Origin of the sequence: Salipiger sp. PrR007 (assembly GCF_010499845.1) — a bacterium.
Taxonomy (GTDB): domain Bacteria; phylum Pseudomonadota; class Alphaproteobacteria; order Rhodobacterales; family Rhodobacteraceae; genus Salipiger; species Salipiger pacificus_A.
The window spans coordinates 1-20,344 of the sequence record NZ_JAAGOZ010000015.1 but is presented as its reverse complement, the minus strand read 5'-3'; the positions used below and the strand labels follow the sequence as shown (position 1 = coordinate 20,344).

At 63.2% G+C, this 20,344-nt stretch carries 25 protein-coding genes; 19 read left to right on the top strand and 6 right to left on the bottom strand.

Features of this window, described 5'->3' with window-relative positions; genetic code table 11:
• Both G0Q01_RS05905 and G0Q01_RS05900 read right to left on the bottom strand, forming a co-directional pair.
• Entirely contained in the window at positions 1-165 is a 165-nt protein-coding gene (locus G0Q01_RS05905; RefSeq protein WP_164213077.1) for a hypothetical protein, read from the bottom strand.
• A gap of 542 nt (positions 166-707) precedes the next feature.
• Positions 708-1,595: a MurR/RpiR family transcriptional regulator gene (locus tag G0Q01_RS05900; protein WP_164213076.1), complete on the bottom strand. Its 888-nt coding sequence runs from the start codon at positions 1,593-1,595 to the stop codon at positions 708-710.
• A gap of 138 nt (positions 1,596-1,733) precedes the next feature.
• Here G0Q01_RS05900 and G0Q01_RS05895 point away from each other — a divergent pair, with 138 nt between their 5' ends.
• From G0Q01_RS05895 to G0Q01_RS05865, 7 genes are all read left to right on the top strand, one after another.
• A complete protein-coding gene (locus tag G0Q01_RS05895; protein WP_164213075.1) occupies positions 1,734-1,961 on the top strand; it encodes a glycine cleavage T C-terminal barrel domain-containing protein in 228 nt (75 codons plus the stop codon).
• A 3-nt stretch (positions 1,962-1,964) separates the two neighbouring features.
• A complete protein-coding gene (locus G0Q01_RS05890) occupies positions 1,965-2,723 on the top strand; it encodes a 3-keto-5-aminohexanoate cleavage protein (protein WP_164213074.1) in 759 nt (252 codons plus the stop codon).
• Positions 2,720-4,048 (top strand): aspartate aminotransferase family protein, encoded by a 1,329-nt coding sequence (locus G0Q01_RS05885; RefSeq protein WP_108970957.1) that lies wholly within the window; start codon positions 2,720-2,722, stop codon positions 4,046-4,048. The genes G0Q01_RS05890 and G0Q01_RS05885 overlap by 4 nt, the downstream gene beginning before the upstream one ends.
• Positions 4,049-4,484: 436 nt before the next feature.
• Entirely contained in the window at positions 4,485-5,942 is a 1,458-nt protein-coding gene (locus tag G0Q01_RS27290) for an ATP-binding protein (protein ID WP_164213073.1), read from the top strand.
• A 35-nt stretch (positions 5,943-5,977) separates the two neighbouring features.
• On the top strand, positions 5,978-6,568 hold the full coding sequence (locus G0Q01_RS05875; protein ID WP_203594919.1) for a response regulator: 591 nt from the start codon (positions 5,978-5,980) through the stop codon (positions 6,566-6,568).
• A gap of 54 nt (positions 6,569-6,622) precedes the next feature.
• Complete coding sequence (locus G0Q01_RS05870; RefSeq protein WP_164213071.1) at positions 6,623-6,982, top strand: response regulator transcription factor; 360 nt, start codon at positions 6,623-6,625, stop codon at positions 6,980-6,982.
• Between the two features lie 158 nt (positions 6,983-7,140).
• On the top strand, positions 7,141-8,751 hold the full coding sequence (locus G0Q01_RS05865) for an arylsulfatase (protein ID WP_235939688.1): 1,611 nt from the start codon (positions 7,141-7,143) through the stop codon (positions 8,749-8,751).
• Positions 8,752-9,247: 496 nt separating this feature from the next.
• Here G0Q01_RS05865 and G0Q01_RS05855 read toward each other — a convergent pair whose 3' ends face one another.
• Positions 9,248-9,496, bottom strand: coding sequence for a hypothetical protein (locus tag G0Q01_RS05855; protein WP_164196016.1), 249 nt, complete (start codon positions 9,494-9,496; stop codon positions 9,248-9,250).
• 148 nt (positions 9,497-9,644) lie between these two features.
• Between G0Q01_RS05855 and G0Q01_RS05850 the strand changes: the two genes are divergently transcribed.
• The 12 genes from G0Q01_RS05850 (at position 9,645) to G0Q01_RS05795 (ending at position 17,560) form a co-directional block, all read left to right on the top strand.
• On the top strand, positions 9,645-10,385 hold the full coding sequence (locus G0Q01_RS05850; RefSeq protein WP_164196018.1) for a Crp/Fnr family transcriptional regulator: 741 nt from the start codon (positions 9,645-9,647) through the stop codon (positions 10,383-10,385).
• Positions 10,386-10,525: 140 nt separating this feature from the next.
• Complete coding sequence (locus G0Q01_RS05845; RefSeq protein ID WP_164196020.1) at positions 10,526-10,870, top strand: hypothetical protein; 345 nt, start codon at positions 10,526-10,528, stop codon at positions 10,868-10,870.
• A 105-nt stretch (positions 10,871-10,975) separates the two neighbouring features.
• Positions 10,976-11,809 (top strand): transglutaminase family protein, encoded by an 834-nt coding sequence (locus tag G0Q01_RS05840; RefSeq protein WP_108970949.1) that lies wholly within the window; start codon positions 10,976-10,978, stop codon positions 11,807-11,809.
• 144 nt (positions 11,810-11,953) lie between these two features.
• On the top strand, positions 11,954-12,448 hold the full coding sequence (locus tag G0Q01_RS05835; RefSeq protein ID WP_203594918.1) for a hypothetical protein: 495 nt from the start codon (positions 11,954-11,956) through the stop codon (positions 12,446-12,448).
• 64 nt (positions 12,449-12,512) lie between these two features.
• Complete coding sequence (locus G0Q01_RS05830) at positions 12,513-12,818, top strand: hypothetical protein (protein ID WP_159099743.1); 306 nt, start codon at positions 12,513-12,515, stop codon at positions 12,816-12,818.
• Between the two features lie 217 nt (positions 12,819-13,035).
• Positions 13,036-13,908, top strand: coding sequence for a transglutaminase family protein (locus G0Q01_RS05825; protein ID WP_164196022.1), 873 nt, complete (start codon positions 13,036-13,038; stop codon positions 13,906-13,908).
• A gap of 248 nt (positions 13,909-14,156) precedes the next feature.
• Positions 14,157-14,363, top strand: a complete 207-nt coding sequence (locus G0Q01_RS05820; protein WP_164213070.1) for a cold-shock protein — start codon at positions 14,157-14,159, stop codon at positions 14,361-14,363.
• The gene (locus G0Q01_RS05815; RefSeq protein WP_164196025.1) at positions 14,360-14,587 is read left to right on the top strand and encodes a hypothetical protein; all 228 of its coding nucleotides are present in this window, start codon (positions 14,360-14,362) and stop codon (positions 14,585-14,587) included. The genes G0Q01_RS05820 and G0Q01_RS05815 overlap by 4 nt, the downstream gene beginning before the upstream one ends.
• Before the next feature lie 247 nt (positions 14,588-14,834).
• Positions 14,835-14,999 (top strand): hypothetical protein, encoded by a 165-nt coding sequence (locus G0Q01_RS05810; protein ID WP_159099742.1) that lies wholly within the window; start codon positions 14,835-14,837, stop codon positions 14,997-14,999.
• A gap of 383 nt (positions 15,000-15,382) precedes the next feature.
• Complete coding sequence (locus tag G0Q01_RS05805) at positions 15,383-15,634, top strand: DUF982 domain-containing protein (RefSeq protein WP_108970944.1); 252 nt, start codon at positions 15,383-15,385, stop codon at positions 15,632-15,634.
• A gap of 253 nt (positions 15,635-15,887) precedes the next feature.
• Positions 15,888-16,322 (top strand): hypothetical protein, encoded by a 435-nt coding sequence (locus G0Q01_RS05800; RefSeq protein ID WP_164196027.1) that lies wholly within the window; start codon positions 15,888-15,890, stop codon positions 16,320-16,322.
• Between the two features lie 2 nt (positions 16,323-16,324).
• Positions 16,325-17,560 (top strand): HlyD family secretion protein, encoded by a 1,236-nt coding sequence (locus G0Q01_RS05795; RefSeq protein ID WP_164196029.1) that lies wholly within the window; start codon positions 16,325-16,327, stop codon positions 17,558-17,560.
• Between the two features lie 257 nt (positions 17,561-17,817).
• Here G0Q01_RS05795 and bioB read toward each other — a convergent pair whose 3' ends face one another.
• The 3 genes from bioB to G0Q01_RS05780 form a co-directional block, all read right to left on the bottom strand.
• Positions 17,818-18,822 carry a biotin synthase BioB gene (bioB, locus tag G0Q01_RS05790; protein ID WP_164196031.1) on the bottom strand — a complete coding sequence of 335 codons (1,005 nt, stop codon included), beginning with the start codon at positions 18,820-18,822 and terminating at the stop codon, positions 17,818-17,820.
• Positions 18,819-19,376, bottom strand: a complete 558-nt coding sequence (locus tag G0Q01_RS05785) for a biotin transporter BioY (protein ID WP_164213069.1) — start codon at positions 19,374-19,376, stop codon at positions 18,819-18,821. The genes bioB and G0Q01_RS05785 overlap by 4 nt, the downstream gene beginning before the upstream one ends.
• An 83-nt stretch (positions 19,377-19,459) precedes the next feature.
• Positions 19,460-20,122 carry a GntR family transcriptional regulator gene (locus G0Q01_RS05780; RefSeq protein WP_108970986.1) on the bottom strand — a complete coding sequence of 221 codons (663 nt, stop codon included), beginning with the start codon at positions 20,120-20,122 and terminating at the stop codon, positions 19,460-19,462.
• Positions 20,123-20,344 lie beyond the last annotated feature (222 nt).

Genomic DNA, 20,344 nt, shown 5'->3' with positions numbered 1-20,344 from the left:
TCAGGCATGTCCGGCTCCGGTCTTTGCAAATGCGTAGTCGTCGAGGTCGAGCGCGGCGATGGCGGCGTCACTCTCGATTCCGGCGGGGGCGCCCGCCAGCTCGGTGCGCCAGCCCTGCGGCGTGCGGACCTGTGTGGTGAGCTTCAATACCGAAAGAAGGGACATGGTGACTCAGCCGGGAGGTGAGGGGCGATTTACTGACGATCCGATCCGTTGGCTCAGGTATAGATATTCCACGTAATACATCAAGATAGAAGTGCGTGCGGAGTTCTCCCTGCAGGCACGAGATGCCCAAACGCGCCGTATAATGCTGTTGATCTCGCTGGATGAGCACGCCTGCTTCCCGATACGAAGATGCGGGACTCCAGGGATAAATATGCAAGAAATCGGATGCCAGCTTTGAAATAAATATTTCACCTGATATATCAAAATCTGGAAACGCCAACGGCAACCCGCGACATGGTCGCGCCACAACCGCCGCGACCCGATCCAACACAGGCGCGAATATGTCCCGTGCGTTCAGATCCTTCGCGGCGCGCTCCGGCCTTGCACCACGTCGCTAAGGACTTCGATCCGGTTCGCTCGCGCGCGCTCGATGCCGCGATACAGGGGCTGCGCCCGGCCTTCTCAGGTCTGGCGCCCATTTTTGGTGCAAGCATAAGAAATAACGGATTCAGCACGCATACTCTGATTGGAACACTGCGAAACTAGCGTTTTTTCGTTGCGGACCAATACACTTGGCTCTTGTTGCGCAACTCTTCGTAAGAGGAGATCCGGGCTTGGGCCTCGTCTCCTCCGCGGGCCACCAGCATCGCGATCAGCGTTTCGATCAGCGCCATGGCACCCGCGTAGCAGCCGAAATGATAGGTCGACAGGACCGAGACGAGCAGGGTCTCGTCAGCGCTGAATTCCGGTGAGACGATCTCGCTGTCGGAAATCATGATGAGTTTCATGCCCTTGCTCTGCGCAAAGGCACAAGCTTCGATGGTCTCGCGCGAATACGGGGTGAAGGTGATGGCGATCATCACATCACCGGCCTCGGCAGTGTGCAATTCGTCGATGGCGCTGTTCATGTGGCGCGGGATGAGCTGTAGCGAGGGCAGGGCCATCCGGCCGACGTAGTGAAGAAAGTACGCCAGCGAGTAGCTGGCGCGCACCGCCGTGAGATAGACGCTCGGCGCCTCCATGAGCATGTCGACGACGCGCGACATCTGATCAAGGTTCTGCCGCTCGAGGCTGCGCTGCACGATGGCCATCTCGTTCATCGCGGCCTCGGCCTGGACGGCTCCCAGTGCGCCCCCGTCCCGTAAACCGTCAACCCAGGCGGGGCGTTCGGCCACAACCGCGGCGGACACCAAGGCCTGGCGGAACGGTTCCCGCATCCCATCATAGCCGCCGAACCCAAGCCGCTCTGCAAGGCGTACGAGCGTGTAGGTGCTGACACCGGCCTTCTTCGCGGTCTCGCGGATCGAGTCGAGGCCGAAGTCCGAGGGATGATCGATGACATATTTTGCGCCCGTTCGGAGGCCTCGCGGCAGGACTGGGATCTGCGCTCGCAGTGCGGCGATCGTCCGGTTTTTGAGCGTCGGGTCCATGGCTGTAAATCTCAGGCTTGAGTGGTACAAACGTTATTTTCCATAGCCATTGACCGTTTTCGTTTTGCTGGCAAGTGTTGGGGGGACGCAAACCAGACGCAAACGGCTCTCGGGCCGTTCCTCCTGCGGAAAGAAACCATGGCCGACCCTTTTCCCTCCCACGCCGCGCCCTTGCGCAAGATTGCCGGGCACACGTCGTCCTGCACTTTTGGCTTCCGCGTCAGCACACCGGTCGCGCTGGGACATGCGCACCATGCTGTCGCCGATGGCACCCGGGTCCATATCGATGCCGCAGAAATCCTCTTTGATGCCACCATGGTTGAAGGCTCGCTCTTCGATCCCGAAGGCAACCGGATGAAGGTCTGAGGCATGACACGCCCCTACATCATGGTCGCACCCAATGGCGCGCGGCGGGGCAGGGCGGATCATCCTGCCCTGCCGGTCACCACCGAGCAGATCGTCTCAACGGCGGTATCCTGCCGCGCCGTGGGCGCAGATGCGCTGCACCTGCATGTGCGCGACGACGACGGCCTGCATTCGCTCGACGCTGGCCGGTATGCCGAAACCTTGGCGGCAATCTCGGAACGTGTGCCTGACCTGCGCTTGCAGATCACGACAGAGGCGGCGGGGGTTTTCGACGTGCCCGCGCAGCTTCAGTGCCTGTCGCAGGTCAGGCCCGGCTGGGCCTCCATCTCTGTGCGCGAGATCGCGCGCGATCCGGAGCTCGCGCCGCGTGTCTATGGCATCTGCGATGAACAGGGCACCGAGGTGCAGCACATCCTCTATGATACCGAGGACATTGCGCTGCTTCGGGATTGGCAGGCGCGGGGCATCGTCAGGCAAGATCAGAGGGCGGTGCTCTTTGTGCTGGGCCGCTATGCCGCCGGACAGGTGTCGTTCCCTGGGAACCTTCATCCGTTCCGCGATGCGATGCCAGAAGCCCGGGACTGGATGGTCTGCGCTTTCGGCCCGCAGGAGCACGCCTGTCTTCTCGAGGCGGCAAAGCAGGGCGGTGCCTTGCGCGTCGGCTTCGAGAACAGCCTCACCGACCACTGCAATCGCCCACATCCCGACAATGCGGCCTCGGTCGCCGCGCTCCGCTCCCTGCTCGAAAGGCAGCTTTCATGAGCCATGTATTTCCCCGCCACTGCCATTCCGACCTGCCCACCGCCGTGGGCGGCGAGGGCTGCTACCTGATCGACGCCGAGGGCAAACGCTATTTCGATGGCTCGGGCGGCGCGGCGGTCTCCTGTCTGGGCCATTCCAACCAGCGCGTGCGGGACGCGATCAAGGCGCAGGTCGAGAAACTCGCTTTCGCGCACACTGGCTTCCTGACGTCCGAACCCGCCGAAGCGCTGGCCGATCTGCTGATCGCCAATGCGCCGGGCGACCTTGATCGGGTCTATTTCGTCTCGGGTGGTTCCGAGGCGGTGGAAAGCGCGATCAAGCTCGCCCGGCAATACCATGTCGAGCGCGGCGAGCCGCAGCGTCGGCATCTGATTGCCCGCCGTCAGAGTTACCACGGCAACACCATCGGCGCGCTTTCGGCGGGCGGCAACGCCTGGCGGCGGCAGCAGTTCGCCCCGCTGCTGGTCGAGATGAGCCATATCGCGCCCTGCTACGACTATGCCGAACGTCCCGAGGGCGAGAGCCTCGAGGCCTATGGGCTGCGTGTTGCCGACGAGCTCGAGGCCGAGATCCTGCGCCTCGGGACCGACAGCGTGATGGCCTTCATCGCCGAGCCGGTGGTCGGCGCAACGCTGGGGGCGGTTCCCTCGGTGCCGGGCTACTTCCGCCGCGTGCGCGAGATCTGCGACACCTATGGTGTGCTCTTGATCCTCGACGAAGTCATGTGCGGCATGGGGCGGACCGGGCATCTCTTTGCCTGCGATGCGGAGGGCATTGCTCCCGATATCCTCTGCATCGCCAAGGGTCTCGGCGCAGGCTACCAGCCGATCGGCGCGATGCTCTGCTCGAAGCAGATTTACGAGACGATCGCCAATGGCACCGGCTTTTTCCAGCACGGGCACACCTACCTCGGCCACCCGGTCGCCGCGGCGGCCGGTCTCGCGGTGGTGCAGGAGATGCTCGAGAACGATCTTCCGGCGCAGGTGCAGGCGCGCGGCGCCTACCTGCAGTCCGCACTGGAGGCACGTTTCGGGCAGCATGCCCATGTCGGCGATATTCGTGGACGCGGCCTGTTCCGCGGGCTGGAATTCGTGGCCGACCGCAGCACGAAAGAACCTTTCGATCCCAAGCTGGGCATTGCCGGAAAGTTGAAGAAGGCTGCCTTTGCCGAAGGGCTGATCTGCTACCCGATGCCCGGTACCCGCGACGGCCGGCATGGCGACCACGTGCTTCTGGCGCCGCCCTTCATCGCCACCGAGGCCGAGCTTGACGAAATGATTGTTCGCCTCTCCCGCGCGGTCGACACGGTGATGGCCGGCCTCTGACCCGGAACCGCCTCCCTTCCCTCGGGAAGGGGCGGTCCCTGCGACCTCCGATGCGCGAGGCAGCCTGCCGCGGGTGGCCGCCGGCCTCCGCAGCCTTTCGCATAGCTGCCTCACCGGCACTTGCCCGTCGCAGCGCGGCATCGTCGGCGCGATTGCCAGCTTCATTGCCGCCGAGTCATTTCAGCCGACGCGAAGCAGGAGATTGAGCGCCGGTGGGTCCTGGGGCAGGTGAATTGTCAGCCTGTGGGCGAGATACGAGATATATGGCGAGTATCGCGATGCGCAGAGATTTCCCGGCGCTGCCGCAGAACACCGTTTCGTCGACGCCCTCGTCACGAAATACACCGATCAAACCCTCGGCGCCATCGTGACGGTCGGACCAGAAGCGCTGCCCGTGGCAATCGAGTTCCAAACGAGGACCGGCTCGGAGGCGCCGGTGATCTATGGCGGCGTTCAGGCCGCGACCCAATCGCAGTATTCCGGTGTCGCCGGGTTCTATGGAGTGCTTTCGTCCTTCGACATGCGCGGCACTTTTGACCTGGCGCGGCAACTGCAGCCGGAAGCGAAACGGGCCTTTATCTTCACCGGATCGGCAGTCTTCGATGAGCGGTGGAAGTCTATTGCGGAAGACATGATGTCGGATGTCCGCGACATGGAGGTCCTATTCGTCTCCGGTCATTCCCTGCAGGAGTTCCGGGACCGGGCGGCGGGGCTCGACGCATCGGATATCCTGATCATTCTTACGATCTTCGAGGATGCCGACGGGCGCCGCTTCGTGCCGGCCGATGTCGTCGCGACGATTGCCGAGGTCTCGGGCGCTCCGAGCTATGGCGTCTACAGTTCCAACATCGGCCGAGGCGTCGTCGGCGGCAGCTTTTCCTCCTTCGAGGCTACGGGCGCCGTGATGGCTCAGCAGGCTTTGAAGGTTCTCAATCATCAGTCCAACGTGGCACCAAGCGTGACCGTGCCGGTGACGTCCGTGCTCGATTGGCGAAAGCTCAAGCGCTACGGCCTCGATGCGGAAAGGCGCCCTGCGGACAGCCAGTTGCTCTTTTACGCCCCTGGTCCCTGGGAGCGGTACCGGGTGCAGATCGCCGCGGCCATTGTCATCATCCCCCTCCAGTCGAGCACGATTGCCGCGTTGGTCGTCATGAATCGCCGCCGTCGACGGGCCGCCGAGGAACTTGGCCGGCGGCGGATGGAGATGGCGAGACTGTCGCGTATAGCGCAGCTCGGGGAACAGTCGGGCGCCATTGCCCACGAGTTGAACCAGCCGCTGACGTCGATCCTCGCGAATGCCGAGGCGGGGTCAGCGATGCTTGCGCAGGATCCGCCCGACATCGTCGAAGTCGGCGAGGTGCTGCGCGACATTGCCGAGGACGACAGGCGCGCGGCGGACATCATCACCAACCTGCGGCGGCTCATGTGCAATGGCGGCGGGGGGGCTGAGATGGCCGACCTGAACGAGATGGTACGATCGACCCTGCGCCTCGTCTCGAGCGAGATGCTGGCGCGCGGGGTGGCCGTGCAGCTGCGGCTCTCCCGCGACCCGCTCACCGTGAACGCGGATGTCCGGCAATTGCAGCAGGTGCTGCTCAATCTTGTGATCAACGCAGCGGATGCGATGGCGGATGAAGACACGCGCAGGCTGACGATCGTCACCGGACTTGGCGACGGCGACCGGCGTGTGCTGTCGGTGTCCGACACCGGCCCCGGGTTGTCGGAGGGGTTGCGCGACAGTCCCTTCAAGCCCTTCGCGACCTCCAAGGCACAGGGCATGGGGCTCGGTCTTTCGATCAGCCAGAGCATCGCGGAGAGGCATGGCGGCACGCTGCGCTTTGCCAGCAGCACCAGCGAGGGGGCACGTGTCGAGCTTGCCCTTCCAGCGCCATGAGTGGGGAATTGTCAGGAGTGTTCCACGTTCACATCGTGGACGACGACGACCGCGTACGTCGCGCCCTGAAACGGCTGGTGTCGAGCGCGGGGTTCGATGCCCGCATGCATTCAGATGCCGAGACCTTCCTGGGCAATTTCGATCCTGCTCTGCCAGGGTGCGCAATCCTCGACATGTACCTTCCGAAGCTGAACGGCTTTGACCTGCAGCAAAAGATCGCGGCGATCGCGCCGAACTGCCCGGTCGTGTTCCTTACGGGCCGCGGCGACATCGGCATGGGGGTCAAGGCGATGAAGGTGGGGGCTTTCGACTTTCTCACCAAGCCGGTTCACTCGCAAAAGCTCTTGGCGACGCTCGCGGCCGCCGAGGCGCGGGTGGAAGAGTCGCTGGCCATCACGCGCGATGCTGCACGATACGAGGAGCGCCTTCGGAACCTGATGCCCCGCGAGGCCGAGGTGCTTGCGGCCGTGGTGGAAGGCAATTTGAACAAGCAAATCGCACATGACCTCGGCCTTGCCGAGAAGACGGTGAAGGTTCACCGGGCACGGGTCATGAAGAAAATGGGCCTGCGCAGCATAGCCGACCTCGTGCGCGCCAGTATCACGAAGCGGATCGACGGGCCGTGATGTAGGTACAGAGGCCAACTATGCCTGCGAGGCGGGGCTGTCTAGATTTCCCGCATGGAGCCGAAACCCAGAATTGTCCTGATCGTTGAAGATGACGCGGCCGTCAGCCGCGCGCTGTCACGTGCGGTCCGATCCCTCGGGTTTTCCGTCTACGCCTTCGAGAGCGGAGAGGCGCTGCTCGCCAGCGCGTTGCCCAGATCATCCGCCGTCCTTCTGCTCGATCTGCATCTGCCCGGGATCGGCGGTGCCGAGCTCATTTCAGCGCTCGCGGCGGAGGCGCCTGACCTGCGTATCGCCGTGATGACGGGCCGAGATGTCGCCGGCGCGCGGGAGGCGTGCTTGGAGGCAGGGGCGGCCTGCTACATCACCAAGCCGATCCCGCGGAGCGATCTTGCGGCGCTGCTCGACAGCTGACTCCGCACCTGCGAGCGCGGTGTAGGTACTTGGTCCACCTATACGGACGACGCAACGGCACCCAAGCTTCCCCTGCGGTGCAGGCCAATGCCGCGGAATCGACCTTTGCCCTTGGACCTGCGCTGTACCGAGCGAATTACGCTGACAGGGAGACAGTCATGTCACCAAGACACAAAGCGCATCTATTTCTGATGGCCGTGGCCGCAGTCGCGGTATCGGGCGGCCGACTCGCGGCACAGGACACGGCAACCGCCGCGAAGCCGAACATTCTGGTGATCTGGGGCGATGATGTGGGCCAATCCAATATATCGGCCTACACGAGGGGGCTGATGGGCTACGAGACGCCCAACATCGACCGGATCGCGAAGGAGGGCATGATGTTCACCGACTACTACGGTGAGCAATCCTGCACAGCCAGCCGTTCCTCCTTTATCATGGGCCAGTCGGTGTTCCGCACAGGTTTGTCAAAGGTCGGCCTGCCCGGCGCGCAGGAAGGCATGCAGGTCGAAGATCCGACCATCGCGGGCCTGCTCAAGGCCGAGGGCTACGCGACCGGCCAGTTCGGCAAGAACCACCTCGGCGACCGCGACGAGCACCTGCCGACCAACCACGGATTCGATGAGTTCTTTGGCAACCTTTATCACCTCAACGCCGAGGAAGAGCCCGAGAACGAGGACTATCCGGCCGACATGATGACCGCTGACGGCCAAACCTTCCGGGAAGCCTTCGGTCCACGCGGCGTCAAACATTCCTACGCTGACGGCGAAATCGAGGACACCGGACCGTTGACGAAGACGCGCATGGAAACCGTGGATGACGAGACCACCGCTGCGGCGATCGATTTCATCGAACGCGCCAACGAGCAGGGCACGCCTTGGTTCGTCTGGTGGAGTGGCACCCGCATGCACTTCCGCACGCATGTCAGCGAAGAGAACCGCGCAAGAGCCAACGAGATCGTCGGCAAACAGGTCGACGAATACACCGCAGGCATGATCGAGCATGACGCCGATATCGGCGTTTTCCTCGACAAGCTGGACGAGCTCGGGATCGCGGACAACACCATCGTCTTCTATTCCACCGACAACGGCCCGCATATGAACACCTTGCCCGATGCCGGGATGACGCCGTTCTGGGGCGAAAAGAACACCAACTGGGAAGGCGCGTGGCGCGTGCCTGCGATGGTGCGCTGGCCGGGGCATATCCCTGAGGACGAAGTGGTCAACGAGATCGTCCATCACATGGACTGGCTGCCGACCTTCCTTGCCGCTGCCGGGAACGAGACGATCAAGGACGACCTGCTGGAAGGCATCACTGTCGCCGAAGTGGGCGGTGGCCGTGACTACAAGGTCCATCTCGACGGATACAACATCCTGCCGCTGCTGACCGGCGAAACCGAAGAGAGCCCGCGCAAGGAGATCTTCTATTTCTCCGATGATGGCGACCTGATGGCGCTGCGCTATGCCGACTGGAAGATCACTTTCCTCGAGCAAAAGGCCTGGGCCACGTTCCGCGCCTGGATCGAGTTGCTGACGCCGCTGCGCACGCCGCTCGTCTTCAACCTGCGCCGCGATCCCTATGAGCGGGGCTACCGGACGTCGAATACCTTCTACGACTGGATGCTCGACCGTGCCTACATGTTCGTGCCGGCGCAGACCTACGTGGCCAACTTCCTCGAGAGCTTCAAGGAATACCCGCCACGTCAGGAAGCGGCATCCTTCGGCCTCGACAAGGTGATGGAGAAACTCGCGCAACCGGGCGGCACGCAGTGAGCGCTGGCGCGTGGCTTTAAAAATTTTGGCCCTGCGGGATGAACGCGGGGCCGTCCTTCAGCATGCTGGTGCATCACACCGGCGCGGACCGGGAGTTCGCCTATGACCCGCGACCGCCACGTCGGGCAACTGGACCTCGGGCTGGACGAAGGCGAAGGGCGCGGTTGGCTGATTGTCGATATGGCACAGGACTGGAGCAGAATGTCCCGAGCGGTGCGCTGAAAACGCCATCTCGATTTCGCTATTGCCGCTGTGGCTTGCGACGTCGGCCCCCCCCCCCCCGGAAAGTCAAAGTGCGGTCTGCGCATCCCGTGATGGGTTTGTCTGATGCTGCGCATGCGAACCCCCCTTGGATGCCGCCGTCTTGAACGTCGAATTGGGGCTCGCAGCCCAACTGCGGCACAGCAGCAGGAGCCGTAGCTCGGCCCGCCAGACGGATGGAGCTACGCGGCATCGCCAGGTTTTCTGGTTCCCTCAAACTTTCTGGTTCAGAAAATCAGCGCTCTTGTGTGGCCGCCGCTCGGCCAGCGATGATGCCGTTGATGATGGCCGCGACCTCGCGGTGCATCTCGATGGTTGCTGGCTGGTGGGATGCCTTTGCCGCGTTTTCATGTGTTGCGGCGGCATCCTTCAAGAGTCCCATAATCTCGCCGTCGGGAAGGACCTCGTTTTCGCTCAGGGCAAGCAGGAGCGCCTCGCAAATGGAGACCGCGGCAACACCGAGGTATTCGACACCGTTGCGCATCTTGATCTTCTCTCCTTCGTGAAGCGGGAAGAAACGGCTCTCCGTTTGTCGTCTGCACTTTGGCCGGAACCCTGCTATGGTGCGCTAACCTGAAGCAGTCATTTAGATTTTTTGGGAGCCGCGAAATTCCGAATTCCATGAGGGCCCAATGACTTCCGCAACAGACAGCCCTCTCGCCCGCAAACTCTCGGCCTTCGCGGTTTTCAACGACAGCGAGATGGCGGTACTCGAGCGCCTTCACGAGCGCCGCAGATCCTTCTCAGCTGGGCGAGACCTTGTCTATCAGGGGCAATCGCGGCAAGCGGCCTACGTTCTCGCCTCCGGATGGGCCTGCTCGTACAAGATCCAAGCAGACGGCACGCGGCAGATCGTCGATGTCCAGATCCCCGGCGATTTTCTCGGACTGCGCAGCGTTCTTCTGCGCACCTCCGACCACAGCTTCGAGCCGATCACCGACATCGAGGCGATCGAGGTGCTGTCCGAGGATCTTCTGAACGTCCTGACTCAGATGCCGCGTCTTGCAACCGCGATCTTCTGGGCCGCCTCTCGGGACGAGGCCATGGTGGTCGAGCATCTCGTCGGCATCGGTCGACGCGATGCTGCGGCGCGCATGGCGCATTTTCTTTTGGAACTCGCGTGCCGTTTGTCGCTGGTCGGGCTGGGAGGCCGAGGCGGCTATGACTGCCCTTTGACACAGTACCACCTGGCGGATGCCCTGGGTCTGAGCGCCATCCATGTGAACCGCGTGCTGCGGCAGTTGCGGGAAAGGGGGCTGGTCACATTCCGGGACGGCCACGTGTCGTTCCAGGATTACAACGGGCTCGTGACGCTCGCGGATTTTGATCCGACCTATCTGGACCAAGAGGGACCGTTGCTGCCGGGGGCATGATCCGGCGCGCGGTCGCGTTGGCGTGCGGGCGGCCGCTAACATGTGTAAGCGCGTGCGCGCTCCCACTGCCGTATGACCAGCGTGGCATCCTCTCCAAGAATGGTGGGACGTGCATGGTCACTTCCTTGGAGGACAATAAAATGAAAACCGTCTCTTGGCTCAAACCGGGCGTTTATGGCGCCGCCATCGGGGCTGTCGCCCTTGCCGTCCTCGGGTTCTCTTGGGGCGGCTGGCAGACCGCAGGAGGCGCCGCGACACGCGCGCAGACCGCAAGCCATGACAGCGTCATTGCGGCAATGGTCCCGGTTTGTCTTGACTTGGCGCAGAGTGACCCTGAGCGCAGCGCGAAGATGGAAACGATCCGCGCGGCCAACACCTACAAACAAAAAGACGCCGTAATGTCGGCGGGTTGGGCGACGGTCCCCGGCGCCGAGAAGCCGGATGCGGACATCGCCAAGGCTTGTCTGAGCGCGCTCGCCCTCTGATCCGTATCCTGCCCCCGCAGTCCCGAGGCGCGCTTCCTCAACTTTCCTGCGCTGGCCAGTTTCGCCGCAAACCATCGGCGCCCATGCGGCGCCAAGGAGATCCAAATGCGAGTTAAAATAGGCTGCCGCCTGCAATATACCTTCGTGCAGCCGACACCATTGATCGCGATGCTGAACGTCCACTACTCACGCTTCGGCGATCTTGAGCAGGCGGACTATCTTGTCACCTCCCCCAGCGTCTCGCTCGAAAGCTATCGCGACGGCTTCGGCAACTGGTGTACCCGGATGCTTGCCCCGGCCGGGGAGTTCACCTTGTCCAGCAGCGGCATCTTTCGCGATACCGGGCAGCCCGATCCGACGTTTCCGGGGGCACGCCAGCACAATGTCGAAGACCTGCCGTTCGAGACGCTCGTGTTCCTGCTGGGAAGCCGCTACTGCGACACCGACATCCTATCCGAGCAGGCGTGGCAGCTTTTCGAAGGCACCCCCCCGGGCTGGGCGCGAGTCCAAGCCATCTGTGACCACGTCCACCAGACGATCAGATTCGATTACATGAAGGCCGATGCGACGCGCACGGCGTCACAGGCCCTGTCCGCCCGGCATGGCGTGTGCCGCGACTTTGCCCATCTCGCGATCACCTTCTGCCGGTGCATGAACATCCCCGCCCGATACTGCACGGGCTACCTGAGCGACATTGGTGAGCCGGAGCCGCACCCCCCGGGCGATTTCGCGGCCTGGATGGAAGTGTTCCTCGACGGGCGCTGGTGGGTCTTCGATCCGCGAAACAACACGCGTCGGACCGCGCGAATTCTCATTGCCCGGGGGCGAGACGCGGCGGACGTTCCGCTGACGCAGACTTTTGGGCCGAACACGCTCACGGGCTTCCAGGTCTGGACCGAGGAGGCTGAGCTGGCCGGCAATCCAGAAACCGTGGAGTGACGCCTTTTCCAGCTTCATGGAGGTGCCTGACGCTCTCTTTGGCCTGACACGCAAGGATCCACTGGTGGCTGCGCCAGATCAGCGGAGACGCTTCGCTATTCCGCCCACAGCCTTACGACCAAGAGTTTTGCCGGGAGACCAGACATGACCACTCCGATCCCCACCATCGTCGTCTTTCACAAACCCTTTGAGCTCGAGAGCTTTGATGAAACACTGCCAGCTGGCGAGTACCTCATCGAGAGCGAATTGCTTAGCATAGGTACCGTAAGAGCCGACGAAAGCCTTGCCGCGTCGGTTCTCGTCCATCTGCACCCCCAGATCGCTCACCCGGGCCTCGCACGCACCCTGACCGTCCCGCTTGGCGAGCTGGAGCAGGCCATGGCGACCGACAGGATGGGGGAAACGGAGCTGAGAGACACTTTCCTCGAGAAGATGCTGGCGGATCCGCTCATTCGGATGGTGATGCTGGCGGACGGCGTCAGCGAGCGAGAGCTGCGCCACTATTATGCCACAAGATCACCCACAAGCGGCAGTCCCTTGCATCGTGCCCAAGGTGCCCACCCTCCTGCCAGAGGCGCGGGCAGCAAGCCCGACATGTTCCCCTTTTCGGGGTCTTCTCGGCCGGGCATCGGTGAATGATGCATCTCGATACGCGCCGGTTCTGGGGGCGGGCGGTGAAGCTGGCACTTCGGGGAGCCGCACCGTGACAAACCTTCCCATCGACCTCGACCGCCACAGGACGCCCAGTGGTCGGCTCGAAAGCCGCATTCGCCGTATGGCGGCGAATTCCGGACTTCTGGCCCATCTCGATCACAGCGGCGTCGAAATCGACGTGATGTTGCTGGCAGATTCACTGCGCCGGTGGATCGAGGCGATGGAGCAAGTGCGTATCCTGCTGCGGCAACACCAGAATGAGCCTGAGATCAGAGAGGCCATGATCCAGACGATCATCGAAGAGGCGCTCAAGGATCTCGATCTGCTCAAGGAAGGCGAAGGACCGACACTATGACCGAAGACGAAGAGAGGCGGCCGGCTCTGACCAAGGCCCGCGGTGACGTGGAGGCGGAGCGCAAGTGTTTGCGCTGCGGCGCGCGTTTCTTGAGCACGGGTTTCGGCGAGAGAATCTGTGGTCACTGCAAACGGTCGGCCACCTGGCGATCGTCCCGGCCGGCCGACTCGGGCCGTGCCCGGCATCGCGCCTCCGGCGTGGGGCCATAGGAGCTCTCATGACAACGCTGAGCATCTCGCACATCACAACGTATCGCTACGGAAAGGCCGTGGCCATTGGCCCCCATCGCTTGATGCTCCGCCCCCGAGAGACGAGAGACTTGCGCCTGGTCGCATTCGATCTGCAGATCTCACCCTCCGCTCGGATCGACTGGGCTCAGGACGTCGCTGGCAACGCGGTCGCATCGGCCACCTTCGACACCTCCTCCGAGCTTTTGTGCATCCAATCGCGGATGACGGTGGAGTTGAGTGCTCCGACTTGGCCGGTCTTTGCGATTGCCGCCTCTGCGGCGTCCTATCCCTTTCGTTACGAGGGCGATCATTGGACCGATCTCGGGCCGCTTGCCCAGCCCCAGTATGCGGACGACGCCGGCAGGCTGGCACGCTGGGTGGATAGCTTTGTGATGGATGGGCCGACCGACACCCTGTCGCTGCTCAAGGACGTGGCGAACGGGGTGAACGCCTGGGTTTCCTATCAAAGCCGCTCGTCGGAAGGGACCCAGGGGCCGCTCGAGACCCTGGACAGAGGCTGGGGCTCGTGCCGGGATCTCGCGGTCCTCTTTGCCGAGGCTGTGCGCACGCTTGGCTTTGGCGCGCGGCTCGTCTCCGGTTATCTGCACGACCCCGCAGGGGAAAACCTTGGCTCATTCGGCGCGGGATCGACCCATGCCTGGGTCGAGGTCTTCGTTCCCGGGGCGGGTTGGATCGCTTTCGACCCGACCAATCGCTCCGTGGGGTCGGCGAACCTCATCCCGGTGGCGGTCGCGCGCAACATCGCCCAGGTGACGCCGGTGAGTGGCGGGTACTACGGGACGGGGTGCGATCTTCTCTCTCTGGAGGTGGGGGTGAGCGTAAGCGTGGATGGTCCCTGAACGGCAGATCGGAAGCTGCCCAAGGACTGGGCCCCGTGCCGGGTGCATCGGCCTCGCCCTGGCAAACTTTAATTTTCGCCAACTTCCGATTGTCCTTGTAAACCTGCGCGGCAGTCTCCACATGTATTGAGCTTACGCTTTTCTCTTCGAAATGCTGCTTCCGCTAACCCGGTTTCGGTTGATCGTCTTGGATCGACATTTGCCGGGCTGCCGCATGTCGTGGGCAGCATATTCAGGAGACTACGGACATGGCCAATGGCACCGTAAAATGGTTCAACAGCACCAAAGGCTTCGGCTTTATCGCGCCGGAAAGCGGCGACAAGGATATCTTCCTGCACATCACGGCGCTTGAAAGTGCCGGGATTTCGCGCATCGACGACGGTCAGGCAGTGACCTTCGATGTCGAGACCGGTCGTGACGGTCGCGAGTCCGCCAGCAATCTGGCCCTGGCTTGAAGCGCTCGCTGGACGATCTGCTGAAGGGCATTCCGGCGCAGACCGGGAACGGCGGGAAACCGCCTCAGCCCAAAGGGACGTCTGGTGAGAAGCGGACCGGGCCGGAAACCCAGCTCGACAGGATCACGGCGGGCGCCAAGCGCGTCTTGCAAGAAGAAGCCGACGAGCGCGCCGAGAAACTGGAGCGTCTCAAAGCTGCACGCGAAGCGCGCGACAAGACGTGATCACCAAGACATGGCCGGTGCCGAACGGGTGGATTGCCCGTCGGGCGCCGTGCCGCGATTGCAGACGACGGTTTGACCGGCCCGCACGCTTTGGGCCAAGCAGATCGGATTTCCGGGTGAGCGCGTCGAGTGGATTGGTCCATCCTGTGGGCCTCGACCATTCCGCATCAGTCTTACCTGGAGGAGCTGCTGCAGGGCTTGCCCTGCGGCAGCTTCCATTCACTTTGACGATTTAGAGGAGAGAGACATGGGCTATTCGCCTTCGAAAAAGCAGCTGGACCTCAAGGACTTCCTGAGCCAGCCGGCAAAGAAACGGCCTGGAGCAAAGACGTTCGGCTATCAGAGAACTCGGACGGCGCCGACACCGGTTCCGAAGCCCGAAGCGCAGCCGACCGAGGAAAAGTCGGAGTAAAATCCGATCCGGCGGCTTGCCCTTTCGGGCGCCGCAAGATGGGCCGATGTTGGTCAACATGGCTCATGCAGGTCATCGCTGGGCGGACCCCCGCCGCAACGATCAACCTTGAGCGAATTCGGGCCTGAGAGTTTCCGGCGGACCCAAGGGTCTGGCTGGTGGCGCAGAACCATTTGCGCCTCGAACTCCGGCCGGGCGTCTCTCACCCTAGACGCCCGCTAAAATGAAGACGCTGTGGTCAGGATCAATCCGGCCACCCGGAGCGCATGAGCGGTCCCGCGTCCGGACATCTTACAACGCCGCAGGCACCCCTGATTGGTCTCCTCGCAAGAGAGGCCGCAATCGGCGGCACCGTGGCTTCACGAATACGAAAGAGAACACACATGATGGAAATTTTCTGGGGAGACCCCCTCATCCTGATCGACCCGAAAGACGGGGACGTCACGCGCTTCTGCACGATCGAGAAGGTGCATTACTGGCTGCGCCGCAAATGGCCAGTGGCCGATGCCGCACAGCAAACCGCCTTGGCGAAGGTCGAGGCGGCCATGGACTGCATGAACTCCGTCGACGATGCCCGCAACGCGTTCCTGAAGGCCGCCCGTTTGGCAGGTTTCAAGCAAGCCGCCATGGTTTGACGGGCGGCGTGCCAACTGGCAGGCGCTGAAACAGGCGTCTGCTCTTTGCAAGCCCTGCCGAAATGACTGTTCGGGCCCGAGCCTGGGTCAAGAGTCCATCGGAACCTGTGCTGCCGACTTTCAAGGCAACCGCCAGGTTTCCCCCGGGGCGGGCTCGGGTAGACTTCGACCAGAAAAAGGACGTGGGGCGAAAAAGCTAACCGACCCGACGCGAATCTGCCTATTCTAAAGCAATTGATTGAATTCTAAGGGGATGGCAGTGGAAGCGATCGCGGTTCACCCATTGGCTCCTGACCACATTCCCGGGTACGTGGTCGGCGCTGATGGCACTGATACTTTGTTTACGGTGATGACGGTTTTCGGCATCGCGCTCGTCATCGGCCTTGGGGTCATATACCTGACGCTGCATGCGATCCCCGAGCGCATGGCGCACAAGTCGAGCCACCCGCAATTGCAAATCGTCGGCATCCTCGCATTGCTGGCGCTGTTCACCCACAACAACCTGTTCTGGGTCGCAGCGGTGCTGGTCGCGGGCTTTCAGTTCCCCGACATGCTGTCGCCGCTACAGTCGATCGCGCGCTCTCTCGCACGGCTCGCCGGCCGGCCCGTGGAGGAGGACATTCCGCAGCCCGATGGTTCTGACCCGGCTGCGGAGCCTGCGTTCCGCCATCGCGACGGGGAGGCCTGATTTTGCTCGAAGCCATCCTCTGTTCGCTTGTCTCGCTGCTGCCGGACTATCTCTATCGCCGCTACGGGCAGGGGAAGCGGTTCGGACACGAGCTGACGCTTTTCTCGGTGTGGTACGAGCTGCGCTGGGGGCTGACGCTCTGGATCTTCCTGACCGTCTCGCTGATCACTGTGCTCTTCTACTACCACCCGGCCAGCATGTCAGTGTCCTCCTATTTCCGCACAGTGACCATCCTGCCGCAGGTGAGCGGGCGGGTCTCGGACATTTACGTGGTGAACAACCAAAAGGTCTCGGCGGGAGATCCGCTGGTGCGGCTCGACGGGCTGTCGCAGCAGGCGCAGGTCGATGCGGCGCTGGCGCTGCTGGCCGAAACCGACGCTTCCGCAAAGCTGGCTGAAACCGATCTGGCGCAGGCCGACGCAGGAATCGCCCAGGCCCGCGCGGCGCTTGTACAGGCGCAGGAAGAGCTGCAGCGCAACGAGCAGTTGCGCGACCAGGGATCGAGCGCCGTTCGCCTGGTGGATATCGAGCGTTTCGAGAACCTGGTCGACCAGCGCGAGGCGCAACTGCGCGCCGCCGAGCTGCAGAAGGAAAGCGCCCAGCAACGGATCGATGAGGTGCTGCCCGCCAAGCTCGAAAGCGCCCGCGCGCAGCTGGCGCTGGCCGAGGCCGAGCTGGGCAAGACGTTGATTTCGGCCGGGGTCGACGGGCGGATCGAGCAGCTTGCGCTTCAGGTCGGCGACTTCATCAGCCCGCTCGCCCGGCCTGCCGGCATCTTCGTGCCGAGCGGCGCAGGGGCGGAGCGGTTCCAGGCTGCCTTCAACCAGATCGCCGCGCAGGTTATTCACCCTGGCATGGTCGGCGAGATGGGCTGCCTCAGCAAACCCCTCGACATCATCCCGATGGTGGTGACCGAGGTCCAGGATGTGATCCCCTCGGGGCAGCTGCGGCCGAGCGACCGGCTGGTCGATCCGCAGGACGATGTGCGCCCCGGCAGCGTGCTGGTCTACCTCGAGCCGCTCTACACCGATCAGCCGACCAATGTGCCTCCGGGCAGCAGCTGTACCGTCATGCTCTATACCAACAACCACCACCGGCTCGAACATGAGGAGTTGGGCACCGGCACGCGGATCTTCTTGCACGTGGTCGATACGATCGGCGTGGTGCATGCGGCGGGACTGCGGTTGCGCATGCTGTTCCTGCCGGTGCAGACGCTGGTGTTCTCGGGCGGGCACTGACATATGCGGAGCCGGGTTCCGGCCCGAGCTCCATCATAGCCGCCCGCGCCACGGCACATGCCTCCGGGTCACGGGCTGCGGGTGTCAGCTGATTGCAGCGGGTCAGCCGGGACGCCTGAACAGACATCCGAAGACCATCTACAAGACCGCTTACCGGCAAGGCGACACTCAGGCGTTGAGCCCTCGCGGTTCGCTGGTTGCCAAGAAAGCTGCAGCGGAACTTGTACTGGCGGGCGACCAAGGCCCGCCAGAAGTCTCTACAAAGGTTGATGCGAACGTGCGGTGTCAGCAGATGTCTTGCGCGACCTATGCGGCGCCACCTTCGCGATGCGCATGCCGAGCCGCGCCAGCAGCGCCGCATCCTGGCTGGCGGATGGGTTGCCTGTGGTCAGCAACTGCTCCCCCACGAAGATCGAGTTTGCACCCGCCACGAAGCACAGCGCCTGCAACTCGTCGCTCATCCTTGTGCGTCCGGCCGAGAGCCGTACGACCGAGGCGGGCATGAGTATCCGTGCAAGCGCCACCGCCCGGACAAGCGAAAAGGGGTCCACCGGTTCGGCGTATTCCTGCACCGGGACGCCGTCGACGTCATTCCACAGGTTCACCGGAACGCTCTGGGGATGCTCGGGCAAGGTGGCGAGCGTTACCAGCATCGCGATCCGATCCTCTTCGGTTTCGCCCATCCCGAGGATGCCACCGCAGCAGACCCGGATCCCGCCGTTTCGGACATGGGACAGGGTCTCCAGCCGGTCGTCCATCGTCCGGGTCGTGGCGATTTGCGCGTAGTAGTCGGGGGAGGTGTCGATGTTGTGGTTGTAGAAATCGAGCCCGGCATCCTTCAGCCGCGTCACCTGTTCCGGGGTCAGCATCCCCAGCGTCATGCAGGTCTCGAGGCCGAGCTCCGCAACGCCCTGAACCATTTCGCAAAGATGGTCCATATCGCGGTCCTTGGGGCCGCGCCATGCCGCGCCCATGCAGAAGCGCTGCGCCCCGGCGTCCTTTGCCCGTCGCGCGGCTGCAAGAACCGCCTCTGTGCCCATCAGCTTGCTTGCTTTCACCCCGGTGTCGTAATGCGCCGACTGCGAGCAGTAGCCGCAATCCTCCGGGCAGCCGCCGGTCTTGATCGACAAGAGGCTGGCGGTCTCGATCTCGGTGGGGTCGAAATGAGCACGGTGCGTGGCCTGCGCCTGCGCCAGCAACTCAGGAAAGGGCAGGGCGTGGATGGCATGTGCCTCCGGTATCGTCCAATCCGTGCGGATCATGCAAGGCGACCTTTCAGACTGCTCGCGCCTGAAACCAGCGTCGCGGCCAGCGCGACCTTCAAGAGATCGCCAAGCACGAACGGCGTGAGCCCCGCTGCGAGCAGCTTCGGGCTCGGAACGAAGAGCGCCAGCCAAGCGAGGCCGAAGGCATAGACGAGGGCAAGGCCCGCAACCATCGCCGCGGCCATGCCAAGCCAACCACGGCCCCGTGCGAGGGTGCCGATAAGCGGTGTCGCCAGCAGGTATCCCGCGAGGTAGCCGCCGGTAGGGCCCATCATGTAGGCGAGACCGATGCCGCGCTCGGGGGTGCCCGAAAACACCGGCAGCCCGAGCGCACCCGCGCCGAGATAGGTCGTCATGGCAGCAAGCCCGAGCCGCGGCCCTAGCCCTGCCGCGACGACGCAGATCGCCAGCGTGTGAAGAGTCATCGGAACTGGCCAGAATGGGATCTGGACCTTGGCCCCAATCGTGATCAGCGCGGCGCCGGCAAGGGCAAAGGCAAGGCTGCGCCAGAGCGGCAGGCCACGCGCGTGCGTGGGCGTCAGGGGTGTCATCGAAAGGCTCTCCTCGGCTGGTTGGATGATGATCATCAACCTCGGGCAGAGAGCGGTTTCAAAACAACGCAGATTATAGATAATTATCCAGAAATGTCGTATGTATCAGTAATAATGGCGTTTTTTCTCGCTGCCTTGCGCTTTCCGATCCAGCCGACGTGCCGTGCTAGGACGGTGCAGGCCAAGTCGACCTGCCCCTTCCGCAACGCCTCGAGGATGGCCCGATGGTCATGGTCGGTGCGCGACTCCCAGTCCCGTCGCCAAGCGGCGAAGAGGAAGCGTGCGCTGGCGGTATGCAGGTCATCGATACTGCGAAGAAGACGCGGCATCTGACAGGGCGAAAGGATGAGCCTGTGGAACTGCCGGTTCGCGGCTTCCCAGTCTCGGACGCTGCAGGCGCGGTCGCCCTGCCGCGTGACCGCATCAGCCTCGGCTAGGATCGCGCGGGTCATTTTGGGCGCGGCGTTGCGCAGCGCCAACACTTCGAGGCTGGCCCGCATCTCCGCCACCTCTCTCAGCTCGGCAACGTCGAAATCGGTCACGCGGTATCCGCGGCGCAGCTCGCCCTCAGCGAGCCCTTGTGCCTCCAGCGTACGGAAGGCCTCTCGCACCGGCACATGGCTGGCCTGAAATTCGATAGCGATATGATCCTGGCGAAGGCGGGCACCGGGCGGGATTTCACCCGAGATGATCCGATCCGCGAGCACCCGCGCGATACGGGCCGACTGGGTTTCTTTGCGTGTCATGCCAGACCCATAGCGCGGCGGCATCAGCTGTGTCATGCGCCGGATGCCGCCCGTGGATCGAGAAGCCGCCCTAAGGCCGGTGGATTGGCCGCGCCTTGGGGCAACGGTTGCCGAGGTCAGTGTAAACCGACGGTAAGAATGCCCGTTGTTGATTTCCACCCAGAACTGACCCGGGAGAGCGCGTAATTTCCATTGAGATTTGACCCATGTGACCCTCCCCGC

Bases quoted from the DNA above. Each gene is read 5' to 3' on its own strand.
- G0Q01_RS05845 (WP_164196020.1), top strand. From the start codon at position 10,526: ATGAAAACCGTCTCTTGGCTCAAACCGGGCGTTTATGGCGCCGCCATC.
- G0Q01_RS05895 (WP_164213075.1), top strand. From the start codon at position 1,734: ATGGCCGACCCTTTTCCCTCCCACGCCGCGCCCTTGCGCAAGATTGCC.
- G0Q01_RS05855 (WP_164196016.1), bottom strand. From the start codon at position 9,496: ATGCGCAACGGTGTCGAATACCTCGGTGTTGCCGCGGTCTCCATTTGC.
- G0Q01_RS05890 (WP_164213074.1), top strand. From the start codon at position 1,965: ATGACACGCCCCTACATCATGGTCGCACCCAATGGCGCGCGGCGGGGC.
- G0Q01_RS05870 (WP_164213071.1), top strand. From the start codon at position 6,623: ATGGAGCCGAAACCCAGAATTGTCCTGATCGTTGAAGATGACGCGGCC.
- G0Q01_RS05810 (WP_159099742.1), top strand. From the start codon at position 14,835: ATGGGCTATTCGCCTTCGAAAAAGCAGCTGGACCTCAAGGACTTCCTG.
- G0Q01_RS05805 (WP_108970944.1), top strand. From the start codon at position 15,383: ATGATGGAAATTTTCTGGGGAGACCCCCTCATCCTGATCGACCCGAAA.
- G0Q01_RS05825 (WP_164196022.1), top strand. From the start codon at position 13,036: ATGACAACGCTGAGCATCTCGCACATCACAACGTATCGCTACGGAAAG.
- G0Q01_RS05835 (WP_203594918.1), top strand. From the start codon at position 11,954: ATGACCACTCCGATCCCCACCATCGTCGTCTTTCACAAACCCTTTGAG.
- G0Q01_RS05800 (WP_164196027.1), top strand. From the start codon at position 15,888: ATGGCAGTGGAAGCGATCGCGGTTCACCCATTGGCTCCTGACCACATT.
- G0Q01_RS05865 (WP_235939688.1), top strand. From the start codon at position 7,141: ATGTCACCAAGACACAAAGCGCATCTATTTCTGATGGCCGTGGCCGCA.
- G0Q01_RS05780 (WP_108970986.1), bottom strand. From the start codon at position 20,122: ATGACACGCAAAGAAACCCAGTCGGCCCGTATCGCGCGGGTGCTCGCG.
- G0Q01_RS05900 (WP_164213076.1), bottom strand. From the start codon at position 1,595: ATGGACCCGACGCTCAAAAACCGGACGATCGCCGCACTGCGAGCGCAG.
- G0Q01_RS05885 (WP_108970957.1), top strand. From the start codon at position 2,720: ATGAGCCATGTATTTCCCCGCCACTGCCATTCCGACCTGCCCACCGCC.
- G0Q01_RS05785 (WP_164213069.1), bottom strand. From the start codon at position 19,376: ATGACACCCCTGACGCCCACGCACGCGCGTGGCCTGCCGCTCTGGCGC.
- G0Q01_RS05820 (WP_164213070.1), top strand. From the start codon at position 14,157: ATGGCCAATGGCACCGTAAAATGGTTCAACAGCACCAAAGGCTTCGGC.
- G0Q01_RS05850 (WP_164196018.1), top strand. From the start codon at position 9,645: ATGACTTCCGCAACAGACAGCCCTCTCGCCCGCAAACTCTCGGCCTTC.
- G0Q01_RS05905 (WP_164213077.1), bottom strand. From the start codon at position 165: ATGTCCCTTCTTTCGGTATTGAAGCTCACCACACAGGTCCGCACGCCG.
- G0Q01_RS05840 (WP_108970949.1), top strand. From the start codon at position 10,976: ATGCGAGTTAAAATAGGCTGCCGCCTGCAATATACCTTCGTGCAGCCG.
- bioB (WP_164196031.1), bottom strand. From the start codon at position 18,822: ATGATCCGCACGGATTGGACGATACCGGAGGCACATGCCATCCACGCC.